Origin of the sequence: Acidisarcina sp., from assembly GCA_035539175.1 — a bacterium.
GTDB lineage: Bacteria > Acidobacteriota > Terriglobia > Terriglobales > Acidobacteriaceae > JANXZS01.
This window is the reverse complement of sequence record DATLIY010000008.1, coordinates 638036-656619: the sequence shown is the minus strand read 5'-3', so window position 1 is coordinate 656619 and position 18584 is coordinate 638036. Positions and strand designations below refer to the sequence as shown.

Genomic DNA, 18584 nt, shown 5'->3' with positions numbered 1-18584 from the left:
CCATCCCCGCGCCAGATGCTTCTCCTCAAGGCCATTGATTCCACTTTGATTCAATTTGCGTGACGCAAGGAGTACAGAAATGAAGAAGCATCCCGAGAGGTTAAAGATCCCCCTGGGTGCCACGCTGGCACTCACGCTCTTCCTCGCTGCATTACCCCACATACTGGCACCCCAGGCACTTGCACAGGGCTGCGTCGCCGCGCATACCGTGCAACCCGTCATCTCCGGGCTCGCGCCTGGCAGCCAGCACAGCGGACTCAGCAAGTTACATGGGCTCTCCGTTACCGTGGGCTTCCGCACCTACAGCTCATTCCGCCACTATGTTGGAACGGACTATCAGCTCATCCGCGAGCAAAAGCACAATGCGGTACTCAATCACGTTGACCTGTACGATTTCGCCATCAACTACCAGGTGACACCACGATGGAGCCTGATCGCCGACGTTCCCGCGCTGACCGCCACACGTCGTCAGCAGGGGAATGTGAACGTCTACCGTTCCGGTGGAATCGGCGATGTCACCGTGGGCGCTCAAGCCTGGGTCTTTCGCCCTCCAACAGAGAGCCAGGGCAACATCAACTTCTCTGCCTCCCTCAAGTTGCCTACCGGCATCAATGACGCTAAGGGCACCACCATTCTCGCGAATGGGCAAAAGCAGTTACGCCCCTTCGACGAATCGATCCAGCCGGGCGACGGCACCTGGGGCTTCGCACTTGGAACCGAGGCCTATAAAAAACTCTACTTCGACACGATTGGCTACTTTACCGGATCCTGGCTCTTCAATCCCCAGGACACAACAGGAGTGAAGCAATTTCGCTCTGCGCCCGGCGAAGGCGTCATCTCCGCTGCGGATCAATATCTCTGGCGCGGTGGATTTTCCCATGCCGTACCCAGGATTCGCGGCGCGGCGCTCTCCATCGGAGGCCGCATGGAAGGCGTCCCGGTGCGCGATGCCTTCGGCTCCAGCAACGGCTTCCGGCGGCCGGGATATGTCATCTCCATAGAACCGGGTCTGATCTACTCCCGAGGCAGAAACATGTGGAACGTCAGCGGCCCCTGGGCGATGGAGCGCAATCGCAAGATCAGCGTCACCGACATTGCAAACCACTCCCACGGCGATGCGGCCTTTGCGGATTACACCGTAATCGCCTCGTACACCAGAACCTTCTAAGGCTTGTTTGCCCCTAACATTTTCAGGCAAGGTGTTTGCTCGATGGGTTTAGGCAAAGCGGTAGCTGGATGGGCTCGATCCGGCTGCCGCTTGCCCGCTTCCATTGCGCGCCTGCTCTCATATTGCTCTCCTCAAAAAGAGTGCGCCGCGCAGACTCATCCTCCTCTAAGTGCTGTATTCACAATCTGCGAGAAGGCGAAAGAATGACGCACTCTGCCGCGTCGAGTGCCAGAAATCTAATTCGACATGCACATTTTTTGGTGCGGTACCGAAACCAACGAGGTAAGCTCGCGTCCAAAGTGATACCTCGTTGAGTCGTCGAATTCGATGGAGGCAGCGATGATTCCAGAAGAACATCCCCTATGCAAGCTCTTCCACGAACTGGTCACCAACACCTACGGGCACATCGGAATCTTCGATCAAGAGCTCGCAGACTATGTCTCGCGGCTGCTCATCGACTTCTGTAATAGTGACCATCTCTATACCGTGCGCGATGCCCACGGGCGGCCTTTGAAGGAGGTGGCTGAGATGCTGGTTGCCTCCGATCCCGTCCACGGCACCGCCGCATCCTTCGATGCCGAGCGCGAGGTCCGCAAGCACATCGGCGACTACACGCTCTTTCTGACCGGCATGTATCCCGAGTCGATGCATCTGTGGAGATCGCCCCAGCGCGAGAGCTTTGTGGAGATGGTCCGCGCAGGCAAGGAGAGCTACTACATCGTTTCCACCTTCGACTTGTTCGAGTATGCCGACGAGGCGCCGCTCTTTGCGCGCCTCTCGCGATACTTCGAGCGCTGCATCTACGGCCTCACGCTGGTGCGTGAAGAGCTGGCGCTGCGCAGTCCCGGAGCGCTGCCGTCCCGGGAAGAGCCACGTTACCTGATGTAAAGCGGAATGGCTAGAGGAAAGATAGCGGCAGGTAGATAAGGAGGGTCGTCATCCGTGGCTCGGTAAAGATCGCTGGCCACGGATGACGGCTCTGCCGGTTTGCTTAAAGGATATAGCGCGACAAGTCCTGATCCTTCACGATGGAAGCCACCATCTGCCGCACATATTCCGGGTTGATGACGACAACCATCTCCCGGTTTCCCGCAGCCGTCTCACGGTCGCTGATGGGCAGGGCTACCGTCGCACCGTTGTCCCGGGCCGCGGCGGCCAGGTCAACGGTGGAGTCGCTCTTGTGCGCCTTGGTCAGGTCGGGAGCGACAAAGCTGATCTCGTCCAGCACCCGCTCCATGATGGTGTGCAGCCGGCGTGCTCCGATGTTCTCCGTTGCCTCGTTCACGCTGAAGGCAAAACGCGCCATCTCCTCCAGAGACTCCGCCGTGAACTCCAGCTTCAGTCCTTCTGTTTCAAGCAGGGCTGCGTACTGCTTGGTCAGCGACGACTTGGGTTCCGTGAGGATGCGGACGAAGTCCTCTACCGTCAGCGACTGCAGCTCTACGCGGATAGGGAAGCGGCCCTGCAACTCGGGAATCAGATCGCTCGGCTTGGAGACATGAAACGCTCCGGCGGCGATAAACAGGATGTGATCGGTGCGCACCATGCCGTAGCGGGTGTTTACCGTGGTGCCTTCCACAATTGGCAGAATGTCGCGCTGCACACCCTCGCGGGAGATGTCCGGCCCATGACTGCCCTCTCGGCCTGCGATCTTGTCGATCTCGTCCAGAAAGATGATGCCCGAATTCTCTACTCGCTCCGTGGCCGTGCGCTGCACCTGATCCATGTCGATCAGGCGGCTCTCCTCTTCCTGCACCAGGTACTCAAAAGCCTCGCCCACCTTCATCTTGCGCTTCTTGGTGCGTGCGCCAAAGATGCTCGGGAGAATGTCTTTGAGGTTGATGTCCATCTCCTCGACACCCTGGTTGGAGATGATTTCAAACGACGGAGCATTGCGCTCGCGCACGTCGATCTCCACCACACGCTCGTCCAGGCGCCCTTCGCGGAACTGCTGGCGCAGCTTCTCCCTCGTCCGGTTGTGCGATTCATTGGTCCGGTTCTGCGATTCGCTGGCCTGATTGTGCGATTCGCCCGATGCCGCGGGGAAGGTGAGCACGCCCGTCCCGCCATCCGGAGTGGGCGGCGCAGGCGCGGGAGCAGCAGCGGGAGTGGTCGCTATGGGTGGCAGCAGCAGGTCCAGCAGCCGCTCCTCGGCATTCAACTCCGCCTTGTCCTCGACCTCTTCCAGCTTCTCTTCGCGCACCATGTCGATGGCGATCTCTACCAGGTCGCGGATCATGGACTCAACATCGCGGCCAACATACCCCACCTCGGTAAACTTGGAGGCTTCCACCTTCAGAAACGGCGAGTTCGTCAGCTTTGCCAGCCGCCGCGCGATCTCCGTCTTGCCAACGCCGGTCGGCCCGATCATGATGATGTTCTTCGGCATGATCTCTTCGGCGAGATCCGGCGCGAGCTTCTGACGGCGCATGCGGTTGCGCAAGGCTACGGCGACGGCCCGCTTGGCGGCTCCCTGTCCTACGACGTGCTTATCCAGCTCCGCCACAATCTCGCGGGGTGTCAGATCCTCCAGCGCGAGTTCCTGGTCTTCTGCCGTTCCTGGTAAATAAATGGCCATAATTCTGCTCCTTGTGTAGCCGGGGGCGTTACTCGGAGCCCTCTAGGCGTGCAGTTCTTCGATCGTGATTTGATCGTTCGTGTAGATGCAGATCTGGCCTGCGATACGCAGCGACTTCTCGGCGATAGCCCGCGCGGAAAGGTCCGTGTTCTCCATCAGCGCACGGGCAGAGGCCAGCGCATAGGAACCGCCGCTGCCAATGGCCGCAATGCCCTCGTCCGGCTCGATCACATCCCCGGCGCCGCTGAGAATGTAGGTCTGCTGCAGATCGGCCACGACGAGCAGGGCTTCCAGGCTGCGCAGCATCTTGTCGGTGCGCCAATCCTTCGCCAGTTCCACCGCGGAACGCCCAAGGTTGCCGGCGTACTGCTCCAGCTTGGACTCAAAGCGGCTGAAAAGGGAGAAGGCATCCGCCGTCGAACCCGCAAAGCCTGCCAGAATCTTGTCCTGGTAGAGCCGGCGAATCTTGCGTGCCGAGTGCTTGATGACGCTCTCGCCCAAAGTTACCTGGCCATCCGCCGCCATGACGACGCTGTTACCGCGACGAACGCACAAAACTGTGGTGGAGCGGATCCTGGGTCCTGAGTAGGCGGAGGTGGGTGCAGCGTGCTGAACCCCTGATGCAGAGGGCTCAAGACGCGAAGGAGAATCGGAGAGATGAGTGGCGCCGGACTGGGCCGCCGGTAGAGTCGAACGGTTGGGCATGCTCCCTTTAAGTATATAACGCAGCGATGTGCTGCGCTGCCCGCATTCAGGGGCTCAAAACTCACCTCGCCACGAACGCAGCAGCAGGCCCGCCTGCGGTATCCTGCATCTATAGCTTTCGTTGGCGCAGGTTGTCCGCGCGGCGTTTGCTGGCCGGGGGGCCCAAGACTGGATCATGAATTTTTCTCTTCGTAATCCCGAACTGCTGGAGGCCCTGGCGGCAACAGCAATTCTTGTGGGAGGCGCGGCTGCCACCTGGTCCCTGATGCGCAAGCGAAAGACAGACGAGGAGATAGAGCGGGAACGCCGCCTTGGCCTGGTCAAAACCGGGCGCATCGTCGATGGCACGGTCGTCGATATTGCCGATCTCGACGCTGCCGAAAGCGGCCGCCCCGATGGCATGAAGCTCATCCTCTATCGCTATGAGATCGCTGGCGTGGTCTACAACTGTTCGCAGGATGTTACACATATCTCGGGAGTTGTGGACATCTACCAGATCCGCCTCAGCTTTCCGGCCTCCATTCGCTATGACGCGCACAACCCGGAAAACAGCATCATCGTGGCGGAAAACTGGTCAGGACTGCGCGACTCCGCCGCCATCGGCCGTGGCGCTTTCCGCCCACATGCCGACCGGCCCGAGTCTACCTATCCCCTGAGCTAAACGGAACAAGCGTGGAACACGGGGCAGCAACCACCACCCAGGCTGCATACACATAGGCTCCATAGAAGCCAAATTGCTCTAAACTGAAGACTATGCATGTGCATGGTGCAACGACGCAGAAAATGCAACGCGTCCTGCGCTTCTCCCTGATCGCGACGCTGGCCTACGTGTTGCTCACCTTCTTCGCGGGAGTGCGCGCCCACTCGCTTGCCCTTATCTCGGAGTCGGGACATAACGTCTCGGATTTCCTCGCGCTGCTGCTGTCCTTTGTCGCGGTCTACTTCCAGTCGCAGCCGGCTACGGATGAAAAGACCTTCGGCTATCAGCGCGCCGGCGTGCTGGCCGCCTTCCTCAACGCGCTCACCCTCGTCGTGATCGCTGCCTGGATCGCGGTGGAAGCCATTCATCGCCTCAGCGCGCCGGTCGCCGTGCATCCCAAGATGATGATGATTGTCGCCGCCGCCGGTCTCCTGATGAATGGCGTGATCGCGGCCCTGCTCTGGCGCGTGGCGCACGATGTCAATATACGCAGCGTCTTCCTGCACATGCTCGGCGATACGCTCTCCACCGGAGCAGTGATCGCAGGCGGCTTTGGCATCATGCTTACCGGGCAGAACTGGATCGACCCCGCGCTCTCCATCCTCATCGCGGCGCTCATCCTGTGGACGTCGCTCTCCATCGTGAAGGAGACGCTCAACATCCTGCTCGAAGGAACACCGCGCGGTCTCTCCATTCCTGCCATCCGTCACAGGCTGCAGGAGGTGAAAGGCGTGCTCGACGTTCACGACCTGCATGTATGGAGTCTCGGCTCGCAGACCCATGCGCTTGCCTGCCACGTGACCATCGACGATATTCCACCGTCGGAGAGCGCGCGGATCCTCGCCGAGATTAACGGCACGCTGCGCGACCAGTTCCGCATCCATCACACCACCATCCAGTTTGAAGATGCGGAGTGCGAGATCGCCCACGGCTGCATCATTCCCGTCGATCCCGTTGGCGCGCACGCTCACCACCACGGCCACTCGCATCCTCACTGAACGCTTCTGGAGCTTAGGAGTAAGGCTCCTGCACGCCGGGAGAGGACTCATCCTGCAGGCCGGTCAGGCTGGCTGGCGTAGATCTCTTCCACACGCTGCAGGCTGTCGATTTCAGCCACTGGCTTGTCCGTGCGAAGGCGCAGAATGCGTGGGAACCGTAACGCAAATCCACTGTCGTGCCGTTCGGATCGCATCACGTTGTTGAAGGCGACCTCCAGTACGATCAGCGGCTCCACGGAGCGAATCCTGCCGAAGTCCTCCAGCGTATGCTCGCGGAAGAAAACAGTCAGATCCTCAATCTCGCTGTCGGTCAATCCTGAATAGGCTTTCCCCACATTGCGAAGCCGCTCACCATCGCGAACGGCGAAGGTATAGTCGCTCAGGACATTGGCGCGTCTCCCGTGCCCGAATTCGACCGCTGTTACCACCACATCCAGCGTAGCCAGTTCGCGCTTCATCTTGAGCCACGCCAGGCCGCGCCGTCCAGGTTGATACACGCTGTTGCGCGATTTAATCATGACTCCTTCATTGCCACGGGTTCTGGCATCCATGTAGGCCTGCTCCAGTTGTTCGGCCGAGTTGAGAATTCCAGAAGGCGACAGCATCAGCCGGGGAAAGGCGTTGTCCTCCAATGGCATGGCAAACAGCAGAGGTTGGTCGCAATTCCCCGCATCCCCAGCTCCCACGGTTGTCCGCTCGCGGTATTCGCAAACGAACTCCTCAAGCATCCGCCTCCGCTTCCAGAGCGGCTCTTCCAGCGTCAACTCCCCGCGGAAATACAGTACGTCAAATGCCATGAATACCACCGGTGTCTCCCGCTGCATGGACAGGGAAACCCGCTTGCGGCCTACCCTGGTTTGCAAGGACGCGAAGGGACGCGCCCGCCCATTCACCGGATCCCAGGCGAGGATTTCGCCGTCGAGGATCACGGGCTGCGGAATTGTAACGAATGCTGTGACGATCTCTGGAAAGCTGGCGGTGAGTTCCTCCCGTGTGCGCGAAAACAGGACGACGCGGCCCTCCTCACCGCAGTGGAGCTGGCAGCGGATGCCATCGTATTTATCTTCCACCTGGGCCTGAACTGGGGCCGGAACCGGGACTTGATCCTGGGTTCCAATCTGGGCTTCCATATCAGCTTGCGGCTGCTTCCCCTTCGCCACGATTCTTTCGCTCTCCTCCTCTTCTGCTCCTTCCGTTCCGGCGCATTCCCTCTTCACTTCGGCGGCAAAGCGCTGCATTGCTTCTTCTACGGTCGCCACTGGACTCGCCAGCATGAAGCCGAGCGGGTGAAACAGCCGCATACGCGCATCCCGTAATCTGCGGGTGGCCGCCATACCGACAACCTCGCCAAGGTCGCCAACCAGCATGACCGCGCGCCGCACCTCCGCCACGCGCGCCACAAACGCAGCAGCAATCGCCTCTTCAATCAGGCTCTGCCGCACGCCGGTCCGCATGTCTCCGAGTGCAAGTTTGATCAGATACTTTGCTTCGAGCGGGGTCATCCGGGCCAAGAGCGGCACCAGGATACGCAGCTTGACGCTGGCTCCGCGCGCCTCTGCTATGGCGCCAAGGGTTGCGTCCACGTCGCTCAGCGTCAGCCTGGGCAGGACTGCGTTTTCAGGCTCCGGCTGCATCAGGTCAGATGCGGCAGAGCCCAGGTCGCCGTGCCCCAGGTACGTCGCATGCAGCGCTTGCGTGCTGGCCCCGGTCAACTGCATCACCGCCCTTGTCAGCAGAGATCCGCCCAGATTCAGCGCTCTTCGATCCGTCTCCGCAAAGGGCTGTCCCGCCAGATACAGCGCAGCCAGGGCCGCATCTTCCGGAGAAAGCGTCCGCAACCAATCCGCGATTCGAGACCGCTTCTGCAGTTTGCTGCTGGTCTCGGCCAGCGCTTCCGACAATTCGGCAAACTCAAGGAAACCGGCGGCCATGCCGGTTATAGATGCAGCGAAGGCAAATCCGTGCTCCTTCCCGGGGCTTTCGCGGTAAAATAAAAGAGAAGATACCGTGAAGACCGTGTTCTCAATGACCGTGTTTCCAATCCGGGCCTCACGCGGCGCCGCCTGCCACGCTCTCCTCTAGCGGCCCTGCCGCTCATTGTGTCTCTCTATCTCTTCGCCCTGTTACCTTAAAATCCCAGCAGTAACCCGCTCATTGGCAGCGGGGAAAGGCACTTATGTTTGACCGTCTGGAGCAGATGGAAGCCCGCTATGAAGAGCTGGGCGCCCAATTAGGCGATCCTGAAATCGTCAGCGACCAGCAGAAATATCAGAAGATCGCGAAGCAGCATCGCGACCTGCAGGATACAGTCGAAAAATTCCGCGAGTACACGCGGCTCAAGAACGGCGCCGACGATGCCCGCAGCATGCTTAACGAGAGCGACCCGGAGATTCGCGCCATGGCCGCCGACGAGCTGGCGCAGTTGGAAGCCCGCATGCCCGCAATTGAAGAAGAGCTCAAGGTCATGCTGCTGCCCAAGGATCCGAATGACGAGAAGAACGTCATTATCGAACTCCGCGCCGGCACCGGTGGCGACGAGGCCTCGCTGTTCGTCGCCGAGGTCTTCCGCATGTATACCCGCTTCGCCGAGCAGCATCATTGGAAGGTAGAGGTATTGTCCTCCTCGGAGTCGGGCGTCGGCGGCTTGAAGGAAGTGATCGCCATTATTGAAGGCGATCGCGTCTTCTCGCAAATGAAGTATGAGAGCGGCGTGCATCGCGTGCAGCGCGTTCCGGCAACGGAGACGCAGGGCCGCGTACACACCTCCGCCATCACGGTTGCGGTGTTGCCGGAGGCCGAAGAGGTGGACGTCAAGATCGAAGCCAAGGACCTCCGCATCGACACCTTCTGCTCCTCCGGACCCGGCGGCCAGTCGGTGAATACAACCTACTCCGCCGTACGCATCACTCACCTGCCCACCGGCACCGTGGTCAGTTGCCAGGATGAGAAATCGCAGATCAAGAATCGCGAAAAGGGCATGCGCGTTCTGCGTGCGCGCCTCTACGAGCAGGAGATGGAGAAGCAGCACGCCGAGCTGGCAAAGGAGCGCAAACAGCAGGTGGGAACCGGGGATCGCAGCGAGAAGATCCGCACCTACAACTTCCCCCAGAACCGGCTCACCGATCACCGCATCGGGCTGACCAACCACCAGCTTGCCGAGGTGATGGAGGGCAAGCTACAGCCGACCATCGATGCTTTGATCTCCCACTACCAGGCAGAGCGGCTGAAGGCCGAGACTGCGAATATCGGCTGACGATGGCGACGATTCGCCAGATGCTTGCCGAAGCCGCGCAACGTTTGGCTTCCATTCAGGATGCTTCCGCTGCAAGGCAGGATGCGCAGCTCCTCATGATGCACGTACTGTCGTGTGACCGCGCCTCGCTGCTTGCATACCCGGAGCGGGTGCTGACGGCGGAGGAGGAGCGCGCCTATCGCGAGTGCCTCTCCCGCAGAGAGACCTCCGAGCCGGTGCAGTACATCCTGGGCCGCGCGGAGTTTTACGGGCTGCCCTTCGAGGTGGATGGCAGGGTACTCATTCCGCGCCCGGAGACGGAGCACCTCGTCGAATCCCTCCTTCATCGCGTGCCAAAAGATAAGCCCCTGTCCATCGTCGATGTGGGCACAGGATCGGGAGCCATCGCAATCGCACTAGCGTTCCACCTGCCAATGGCGCACCTCACAGCACTCGACATCTCCAGCGAAGCTCTGCAACTGGCGCAGAGCAACGCCGCTCTCAACGGAGTCGCGGACCGCGTGCGCTTTCTATCCTCCGATCTACTCGATGCGGTGGCGCACGAGCATTTCGATGCGGTAGTCTCCAATCCGCCCTATGTCGCCGAGCAGGATCGCGCAACGCTCAGCAGCCAGGTACGCGACTTTGAGCCAGCCTCGGCGCTCTTTGCTGGCAGCACCGGACTGGATATCTACCGGCGTCTCATTCCCCAGGCTCATGCCGTGCTCAAGCCGCACGGCTGGCTCCTGATGGAGATAGGCTACGGCCAGCAGCCGGCCATCGAAGCTCTGCTCGCGGATTGGAGCGACGTGACCTTCGTGCCGGATTTGCAGGGGATTCCGCGAGTTGCGTGCGCTCGCCGCAGGACATAGGCCTTTCCGCGAATCGCTCCAGCAGCAATAAAAAAGGCCGCAGAAAAATCTCTCAAGAGAAATCTCTGCGGCCTATTTTCGTTGCGACTTATACGGCTGCTTCCCGTCCCGCGACTTCAAAGTTCAACTGATTGGACGCGCTATCGGCATCCACCCGCACATGATCCCCGTTGCGTACTTCGCCGTCGAGGATCTTCAGTGCCAGCGGATCCTGGATCATACGTTGCAGAGCACGCTTCAGCGGCCGTGCACCATAGGCCCGGTCGTAGCCCACCACCAGCAGCATGTGACGTGCCGCATCGGTCAGCTCCAGCGTGATCTTTCTGTCGGCCAGCAGCTTCTTCAGATCGGCCAGTCGTAGATCGATAATGTGGCTCAACTGCTCTTCGCCCAACGGGCGGAAGATCACAATGTCGTCCACGCGGTTCAGGAACTCCGGCCGGAAGCTCTGTCGCAGGACATCCATCACCTGTTCCCGCGCCAGCTCAAACGACTCCTCCGTCTCCAAAGACTCCGCCTGCAATACCTGAGAGCCGAGGTTCGACGTCATGATGAGCACCGTGTTCTTGAAGTCCACCGTGCGGCCTTTCGAATCCGTCAGGCGGCCATCGTCCAGCACCTGAAGCAGCACGTTAAACACATCGGGATGCGCCTTCTCGATTTCGTCGAAGAGCACCACCGAGTAAGGACGCCGCCGCACAGCTTCGGTAAGCTGTCCACCTTCGTCATAACCGATGTAGCCCGGAGGCGCGCCAATCAAGCGCGACACAGCGTGCTTCTCCATGTACTCCGACATATCGATGCGGACCATCGCCTGCTCATCGTCGAACAGATACTCCGCCAGCGCCCGGGCCGTCTCTGTCTTGCCAACGCCCGTCGGTCCCAGAAAGATGAATGATCCAATGGGACGCTTGGGATCGCTGAGGCCAGCGCGGGAACGGCGAATCGCATTGGCGACCGAACTCAACGCCTCATCCTGGCCGACGACGCGCTCCCGCAGACGGCTCTCCATGTTCACCAGCTTCTCGACCTCGCCTTCCAGCATCTTGGCCACGGGGATGCCGGTCCATTTGCTGACGATGCGTGCGATGTCTTCCTCATCCACCTCTTCTTTCAACATGCGCTGCGCGCCCGCCGTACCCTCCTGCGCGGCGCTCAGCTTCTTCAGCTCTGCTTCAAGCTTGGGCAGTTCTCCGTATTGGATCTGGCCTGCTCGTTCCAGATTTCCGCGCCGGGTCTGCTCCTCCAGCTCAAGCTTCACTGCTTCGATCTTCTTCTTCAGCTCGCTGATCCGTGAGATTGCTTCGCGCTCCTTCTGCCACCGGGCGCGCAATCCGCTCGACTTCTCCTTCAGCTCGGCCAGCTCCTTCTCCACGGCCTGCAGCCGCTCCTTGGAGGCGCTGTCCGTCTCCCGCTTCAACGCCGTGCGCTCGATCTCAAGCGATGTAGACTGCCGCTCGATCTGGTCAATCTCCGTCGGCACGGAGCCGATCTGAATGGCCAGCGAGGCCGCAGCCTCATCTACCAGGTCAATCGCCTTATCCGGCAGGAACCGGTCTGAGATATAGCGGTGCGACAAAACAGCGGCGGCAACAATCGCCGAATCCTTGATGCGGACGTTGTGATGCGCTTCATAGCGATCCTTCAGCCCGCGAAGGATGGCAATGGTGTCCTCCACGTTCGGCTCGCCCACATACACGATCTGGAAGCGGCGTTCGAGCGCGGCATCCTTCTCGATGTACTTGCGATACTCGTTCAACGTGGTGGCGCCAATTGCGCGCAGCTCGCCTCGCGCCAGCGCAGGCTTCAGCATGTTGCTGGCGTCAATCGCTCCTTCTGCAGCGCCGGCTCCCACCAGCGTGTGCAACTCGTCGATAAAGAGAATGATCTCTCCGTTCGACTCTTCAATCTCCTTCAACACCGCCTTCAGACGGTCTTCAAACTCTCCCCGGTACTTCGCTCCGGCCAGCATCGAGGCCAGATCGAGCGAGATCACGCGCTTGTTCTTGAGACTCTCCGGCACGTCACCGGAGACGATGCGGCGGGCCAACCCCTCTACGATTGCCGTCTTGCCCACGCCAGGTTCGCCAATCAGCACCGGGTTATTCTTGGTGCGGCGCGAGAGCACCTGGACGACGCGGCGGATCTCCTCATCGCGGCCAATCACAGGGTCCAACTTGCCGCGGCGCGCCAGCTCCGTCAGATCCTTGGCATAGCGCTCGAGCGCCTGGTACTTGGCTTCGGGATTCTGGTCCGTCACGCGCTGCGTTCCACGCACGGCGGTCAGGCCGCGCAGAATTGTGTCGTGCGTTGCCCCCTGCGCCGCCAGCGCCAATTGTGCCGGATCGTTCTTCTGCTTCGTCAACGCCAGCAGCAGGTGCTCGGTCGAGACGTACTCATCCTTGAAGTTCTCCGCTTCCTTAAAAGCCTGGTCGAGAACCTTCTGCAGCGCATTCGACATCGTTGGCTGCGCCGCGCTGCCAGAGACTTTGGGCAGCTTTTCGACAGCCTGCCTTACGTTGTTCGCCAGTTGCTCGGTGGCCACGCCAACCTTCTGCAGCACCGGCACAATCACGCCATCCTTGTCTTCCAGCAGAACGCCTAGCAAGTGCAGCGGCAGCAACTCCGGGTTGCCATTTTCCGCGGCCAGCGTGCTTGCATTCTGCATTGCCTCCTGCGACTTGACCGTAAATTTATCCCATCGAATGGCCATATCGTTTGCTTCGTTCCTTGTTTTTGATTTTGAAATTCACTGCAAGAACAAGCGGGGGAAGGCGCTCTCTTACGGCCCTCCCCCGCCCGTGATACAACAGCCGTCGAAGGCTTTTCCCTTAGCTGTAACGACGACAGTTTACGCCGCCGTTGGCGTCTTGACCTGGGTCTTCGCCGCGGCCTCGGGTTGCTTTTCCCCGGTCAACATCGGCCCCACGGACACCTTGATCTGCTTCGGCTTGGCTTCCGCACGCTTCTTCAACTCCACCTTCAACACTCCAGCGTCGTAGCTCGCGCGAATGCTGTCGGGATCGACCGTCGTCGGCAGCGTGAAGGCGCGATAGAAAGTGCCATAACGACGCTCAATGCGGTGGAAGTTCTCCTCTTTCTCTTCTTTCTCGAACTTCCGCTCACCATGAATGTTCAGAGTATTGTTCTCAACCTGGATCGATAGGTCTTCCTGTTTGATGCCCGGTATTTCAAGCTTCAAAACCACTTCATGCTCATCTTCGTAAACATCGACCGGCGGCACGAAGTTCGCGGTCGTTACTGCGTCATTCTCCGCACGAGAAAAGTCCTGGAAGAGCGAGTTCATACGATTCTGCAGCGTCATTACATCCCGGAAGGGATCCCAACGGGTAATTGCCATCTCTTTACCTCCAAACTGTAAAGTTCTTGGGGCCGGACCCGTCCGGCCTTATACAGCATTAAGATGCGGAGGCAGATCGATACGTTGCATAAAACCTGCACGTATTACTATCACATTTTATATATGCATTGCTATCATCAACGAGATTAATGACTTACCGAGCCGGGAACTGCGCCTCTTTCCTCGGCATTGCACTGAAAAGAGGGCACTTCCGACTCCTCGCCACGCCTTCACGCTACGATCCACCTCCCCTATTCCACCTCACAGATCAGGCACTTCAAATACTCCGTCTCTGGGATGGTGAGCTGCACCGGGTGGTCTTCCGACGCGCCCCTGCGCTCGATCAGTCGAACCCGCCGCCCCGCATCTCCTGCCGCCGCTGCCACCACGGCGGTGAACTCCTCGCCGGAGACGTGGTGCGAGCAGGAGCAGGTAACCAGCGTTCCCCCGGGGCGAAGCATCTTCATCGCCCGCAGGTTCAGCTCCTTGTATCCGCGGACCGCGCCTTCCACCGCCCGCTTGGATTTCGCAAAGGCGGGAGGATCGAGCACGATTGTGTCGTAGGCTGGCCCTGCGGTGCTCCAGTCGCGGAGCAGGTCAAAGGCGTTCGCCTCAATCCAATCGACGCTGCCCGCCTCGGCCAGCTCCCGGTTGAGCTGCAGATTCTGCTCGGCCACCTCCAGCGCATTGCGGGAGGCATCCACCCCCGTCACCCGGCTGCACACCCGTGCCAGATGCAGCGCAAATCCCCCCTGGTAGCAGCAGACATCCAGCGCCTCGCCCCGTGCGTGGGCGGCGGCGGCGACATAGTTTTGCCGCTGGTCGAGAAAGGCCCCGGTCTTCTGCCCGGAGTTGGAGTCGTAGTGAAAGCGCAGGCCATTCAGATGGAAGAGGGTCGCGCTCAGCGGATGTCTGAGGTCCTCGCTGAAGAGCGGCTCCGCCGAAGGTGCGCCAAGCTCCTCCAGTTCGCGGATGCGCGCATCGGGCCGCTCCAGAATGGTTACCGGGGCAAGCTCCTCGCGCAGCACCTCGACGATGGCCGCACGCACCTCGGCGCGATCCATCCCGCGCGTCAGCAACTGCAGAATGACCAGGTCGCCGTACTTATCGATGATCAGCCCCGGCAGCGCGTCCGCTTCGCTGAAGACCAGGCGGCAGGCGTCGGTATCGTGGCGCGCCAGGATCGGCTTGCGCCGGAAGAGGGCGATGCGCAGACGCTCGCGAAGCAGCATCAGCCATTGCGCGTCCTCGAGAATCTCCCTTGAAATCAGCCGCAGGGCAATCTGCGAGGACGGGCTGTAGAGCGCCGTGCCCATTGGAATGCCGCGGTTGTCGAGAACCGGCAACAGCCCGGAGTCGTCCAACGGAGCCACTACCTGCTCGAGGTCCGACTGATAGACCCAGACGTGGCCCATGCGCAGCCGGTCACAGGCGCGCCGCGAGACGACGGCCGCGGGAGCACTCAACTCCACACTGGGCTTTACGGTACGCGTACCCGGCCTTGCGGCTCCGGATCTTCCCGCTTCGCCCGCAGAGGCTGTCTTCTTGCGGTGGCTTGCCTTCTGTATGCTGCTGGGGGATCCATCCTGGGCGCTGGGCCCCGATTTCGTTCTCAGCGTCGTCTTCGGAGCGGACTTCCCGGCTGTTGTCTTCTCTTTTTCGCGTCTTGGCATGGCTCTGAGAGTATCGGTTCAAACGCATCTTTGCACGTGTCGCGGCCTCCCCCGGCCACAGCTTCCATTTGCATCGCGCAGTCCGTCCTATAATGCATCGCACGCATCCGGCCTATAATCAGTTATGGCGATGTTGCATCCATCTCCCGTGGGCACCGATCCGGTCCCCGATCCGACGGCGGCCAAGTTCCGCACGTTGCTGGAGACGGTGCGCGCCAATCGCCCCACCGACGATCTGGAAATCATTCGCAGGGCCTGGGAGTTCTGCGTTCGCCATCATGAGGGGCAACTGCGCGCCTCGGGCGAACCCTACATCACCCATCCGCTGGAAGTAGCCCAGGTGCTTGCGGAGATGAAGCTGGACTCGACCGCCATCGCGGCCGGCCTGCTGCACGATGCCGTTGAGGATACCCCGGTCACCACCGCCGATATCGTGGAGCAGTTCGGCGAGCAGGTCGCGCACATCGTCGAAGGCGTCACCAAGATCGACAAGATCGAGTTCGCCAACCGCGAAGACCGCCAGGCGGAGAACGTCCGCAAGATGCTGCTCGCCATGGTGACCGATGTTCGCGTGGTCCTGATCAAGCTGGCCGACCGGCTCCACAACATGCGTACGCTCGAGCATCTTATGCCGGAGCGGCAGGTCTCCATCGCCCGCGAAACTCTGGATATCTACGCACCTCTCGCCCACCGCCTGGGAATGGGCAAAGTGCGCGGCGAGCTGGAGGATCTGGCGTTCCGCTACGTGGACAGCGCTGCCTATGAGCAGGTGCATGACTCGGTCGAGGCACGCCGCCAGGAGGGGGAACAGTTCCTGAAAGGCGTCGAAGAGACGCTCAAGGAGAAGCTCCGCGAGAGCGATATCAAGGCGCGCGTGGAGTGGCGCATCAAGCGTCTCTATAGCATCCACCAGAAGTTACAAAAGACGCAGTCCTCCGTCGATCAGGTCTACGATCTGCTCGCCATCCGCGTCATCACGACCAGCGTGCAGGATTGTTACGCCGTCTTCGGCCTCATCCACAGCATCTGGCGTCCCGTGCCCGGCCGCATCAAGGACTTTATTGCGATGCCCCGGCCTAATTTGTATCAATCACTGCACACAACGGTTATGGGCGAGGGCGGCCATCAATTTGAGGTGCAGATCCGCACCGAGGAGATGCACCGCATCGCCGAAGAGGGCATCGCGGCGCACTGGAAATACAAGGCCGGCAACTCCCCCATCAGCGCCCGCGATGAGCAGCGCCTGGCATGGGTAAGGCAGCTCGTAGAGTGGCAGCGGGAGATGACCGATCCCAACGAGTTCCTCTCCATGCTCAAGATCGACCTCTACCCCGAGGAGGTCTACACCTTTACCCCCAAAGGCAAGGTGGTGGTGCTTCCGAAGGATTCCACCCCGATCGACTTTGCCTACTCCATCCACACCGAGGTGGGCAACACCTGCGTCGGCGCCAAGGTGAATGGCCGCATGGTGCAGCTTCGCACCCGCCTGCGCAACGGCGACATCGTCGAAGTGGTGACGCAGAACGGCCATACTCCCAGCCGCGACTGGCTGACCTTTACCAAGAGTCCCCGCGCCCGCAACAAGATCAAGCACTGGCTCAACGAGCATCAGCGCGTCCGCGCCATCGAGATTGGCAGAAAGCTGCTGGAACGCGAAGGGCGCCGCTACAAGATCTCGCTCAATCGCTTCAACGACGCCGATTATGCCCGCATTGCCGGTGAGGCGGGTGTGGCCACTGCCGCGGACCTGATGGCAGGCATCGGCTTCGGCAAGTTCTCCGCCCGGCAGGTGCTCAACAAACTCTCCCCCGGCATTACCAACACGCAAACGCCGGAAGCGGAGGCAGCTACCGGAGTTGAGGCCAAGCCGGGGAGCATGTCGGACGCCGTCAAGCGTCTCCACCTCAACCCGCGCTCGGACTCACTGGAAGTCGAGGGGCAGAACGATCTGCTCGTCTATCGTGCGCGATGTTGCAATCCCATTCGCGGCGAGGAGATCGTTGGCTACGTCACCCGCGGCAAGGGAGTGGCAGTGCACGCGCGCAGTTGTCCCAATGTGCAGAACCTGCTCTATGAAGCGGATCGCCGCATCAATGTCGAGTGGGCCCGCACCGCCGCCGACAAGAGCTCCCGCCTGACCTATCCGGTGAAGCTCACCGTCTATTGCGATGACAAAGCCGGCATGCTCAAAGAGATGACCGCCATCATCAGCGACGACGGCACCAACATCCGCGGAGTCGATTCCAAATCGCAGGAGAACGGCGAAGCCGTCGTCGAGTTTGTCATCGAAGCCGAGGACGTCCGCCACCTCAACCGCCTCGTCACCGCCCTTCGCCGCATTCCTGGCGTGAGAGAAGTGCAGCGTACGCAGAAGCTGTAAGCTCAAGCCATCCCGGCCCACTGCCCTCTACCGGCAACACGATCTTCAGCAACACACGGATTGACATTCTGCGGGCTGCAGTTTATTTTTCCTCTGCTCCCTGGGCCCTTTGTAACGCGGCCGTTCTCCCATTGGTGTCGCGATCTCGAACCAGGAGTCCCATATGCAAAAGTTTGCGTTGTTCTGCGCCTTGCTGTCTGCCTCGACCTCGATCCTTGCGCAATCCTCATCCCGCCCGGTCTCCGAGGTTAACCTTGTCACCCCCAAACCCGGCATGGCTGCCCAATTTGAGGCCGGACGTAAGGCGCACTCGGCCTTCCACGCCGCCCAGAAGGATACCTGGAGCATTTACGTCTGGCAGGTTCTCACCGGTGAGCGCGCCGGGTCCTACGTGATGGTTTCTCCCGGGCACCACTGGAGCGACTTCGATGCCCGCGAAGCTTTCAACAAACTGGATCAGGCCGATGTCGCAAAAAACATTCTTCCCTACGCGGCCAGCAGTTCCAGAAGCTACTTCGCCTATCGTGAAGATCTCAGCCGCAGCAAGCCGCCGGCGACTCCCCCGATGTTGCACACGAATACCTACTACAGCGTCAACCCCGAACACTTCAATGACTTCATTGACGCCGTCAAGAAGATCAATGCGGCACTGGAGAAGACAAACTACCCCACCAAGCCTTCCCGTTGGTATTCGCTCGCCAATGGGGGCGAAGTACCCGCCTTCGTCCTCATCGTTGACCGCGCTTCCTGGGCCGACATGGAGCCACCCGAGAAGCCAATGGAAGACGCCCTTAAGGAGGCCTACGGAGACTCTGGCCCGCAGGTGCTCGACCAGCTTCGCCGCAGTTGCCGCAGTATCTACACCGAAATGTCTGTCTACCGCGCTGACCTCAGCTACGTTCCCAAGTAGCTGGGTT

The 18584-nt window shown here is 60.4% G+C and carries 14 protein-coding genes; 8 read left to right on the top strand and 6 right to left on the bottom strand.

Annotation, left to right across the window (positions count from 1 at the left end):
• Nucleotides 1-79: 79 nt before the first annotated feature.
• Nucleotides 80-1168, top strand: coding sequence for a hypothetical protein (locus VM554_10805; protein ID HVJ08866.1), 1089 nt, complete (start codon nt 80-82; stop codon nt 1166-1168).
• Between the two features lie 339 nt (nt 1169-1507).
• Nucleotides 1508-2056: a hypothetical protein gene (locus VM554_10800; GenBank protein HVJ08865.1), complete on the top strand. Its 549-nt coding sequence runs from the start codon at nt 1508-1510 to the stop codon at nt 2054-2056.
• A gap of 103 nt (nt 2057-2159) precedes the next feature.
• Here the strand turns inward: VM554_10800 and hslU are convergent, their stop codons facing one another.
• Entirely contained in the window at nt 2160-3746 is a 1587-nt protein-coding gene (gene hslU / locus VM554_10795; GenBank protein ID HVJ08864.1) for an ATP-dependent protease ATPase subunit HslU, read from the bottom strand.
• 42 nt (nt 3747-3788) lie between these two features.
• Nucleotides 3789-4451 carry an ATP-dependent protease subunit HslV gene (hslV, locus tag VM554_10790; GenBank protein HVJ08863.1) on the bottom strand — a complete coding sequence of 221 codons (663 nt, stop codon included), beginning with the start codon at nt 4449-4451 and terminating at the stop codon, nt 3789-3791.
• A gap of 175 nt (nt 4452-4626) precedes the next feature.
• On the opposite strand from hslV, the gene VM554_10785 reads away from it, so the two are divergent.
• Both VM554_10785 and VM554_10780 read left to right on the top strand, forming a co-directional pair.
• Nucleotides 4627-5112: a hypothetical protein gene (locus VM554_10785; GenBank protein HVJ08862.1), complete on the top strand. Its 486-nt coding sequence runs from the start codon at nt 4627-4629 to the stop codon at nt 5110-5112.
• Nucleotides 5113-5234: 122 nt separating this feature from the next.
• Nucleotides 5235-6149, top strand: a complete 915-nt coding sequence (locus tag VM554_10780; protein ID HVJ08861.1) for a cation diffusion facilitator family transporter — start codon at nt 5235-5237, stop codon at nt 6147-6149.
• A gap of 47 nt (nt 6150-6196) precedes the next feature.
• Here the strand turns inward: VM554_10780 and VM554_10775 are convergent, their stop codons facing one another.
• Nucleotides 6197-8080 (bottom strand): ATP-dependent DNA ligase, encoded by a 1884-nt coding sequence (locus tag VM554_10775; protein ID HVJ08860.1) that lies wholly within the window; start codon nt 8078-8080, stop codon nt 6197-6199.
• A gap of 245 nt (nt 8081-8325) precedes the next feature.
• Between VM554_10775 and prfA the strand changes: the two genes are divergently transcribed.
• Both prfA and prmC read left to right on the top strand, forming a co-directional pair.
• Nucleotides 8326-9402, top strand: a complete 1077-nt coding sequence (gene prfA, locus VM554_10770; GenBank protein ID HVJ08859.1) for a peptide chain release factor 1 — start codon at nt 8326-8328, stop codon at nt 9400-9402.
• Between the two features lie 2 nt (nt 9403-9404).
• Nucleotides 9405-10253 carry a peptide chain release factor N(5)-glutamine methyltransferase gene (prmC, locus tag VM554_10765; protein ID HVJ08858.1) on the top strand — a complete coding sequence of 283 codons (849 nt, stop codon included), beginning with the start codon at nt 9405-9407 and terminating at the stop codon, nt 10251-10253.
• A gap of 88 nt (nt 10254-10341) precedes the next feature.
• Here prmC and clpB read toward each other — a convergent pair whose 3' ends face one another.
• From clpB to VM554_10750, 3 genes are all read right to left on the bottom strand, one after another.
• Nucleotides 10342-12966, bottom strand: coding sequence for an ATP-dependent chaperone ClpB (gene clpB, locus VM554_10760; protein ID HVJ08857.1), 2625 nt, complete (start codon nt 12964-12966; stop codon nt 10342-10344).
• Nucleotides 12967-13104: 138 nt separating this feature from the next.
• Nucleotides 13105-13614 carry an Hsp20/alpha crystallin family protein gene (locus tag VM554_10755; GenBank protein ID HVJ08856.1) on the bottom strand — a complete coding sequence of 170 codons (510 nt, stop codon included), beginning with the start codon at nt 13612-13614 and terminating at the stop codon, nt 13105-13107.
• 251 nt (nt 13615-13865) lie between these two features.
• Nucleotides 13866-15287: a class I SAM-dependent rRNA methyltransferase gene (locus tag VM554_10750; protein ID HVJ08855.1), complete on the bottom strand. Its 1422-nt coding sequence runs from the start codon at nt 15285-15287 to the stop codon at nt 13866-13868.
• Between the two features lie 130 nt (nt 15288-15417).
• Between VM554_10750 and VM554_10745 the strand changes: the two genes are divergently transcribed.
• Entirely contained in the window at nt 15418-17667 is a 2250-nt protein-coding gene (locus VM554_10745) for a bifunctional (p)ppGpp synthetase/guanosine-3',5'-bis(diphosphate) 3'-pyrophosphohydrolase (protein ID HVJ08854.1), read from the top strand.
• A gap of 163 nt (nt 17668-17830) precedes the next feature.
• Nucleotides 17831-18577, top strand: coding sequence for a hypothetical protein (locus VM554_10740; protein ID HVJ08853.1), 747 nt, complete (start codon nt 17831-17833; stop codon nt 18575-18577).
• Nucleotides 18578-18584 lie beyond the last annotated feature (7 nt).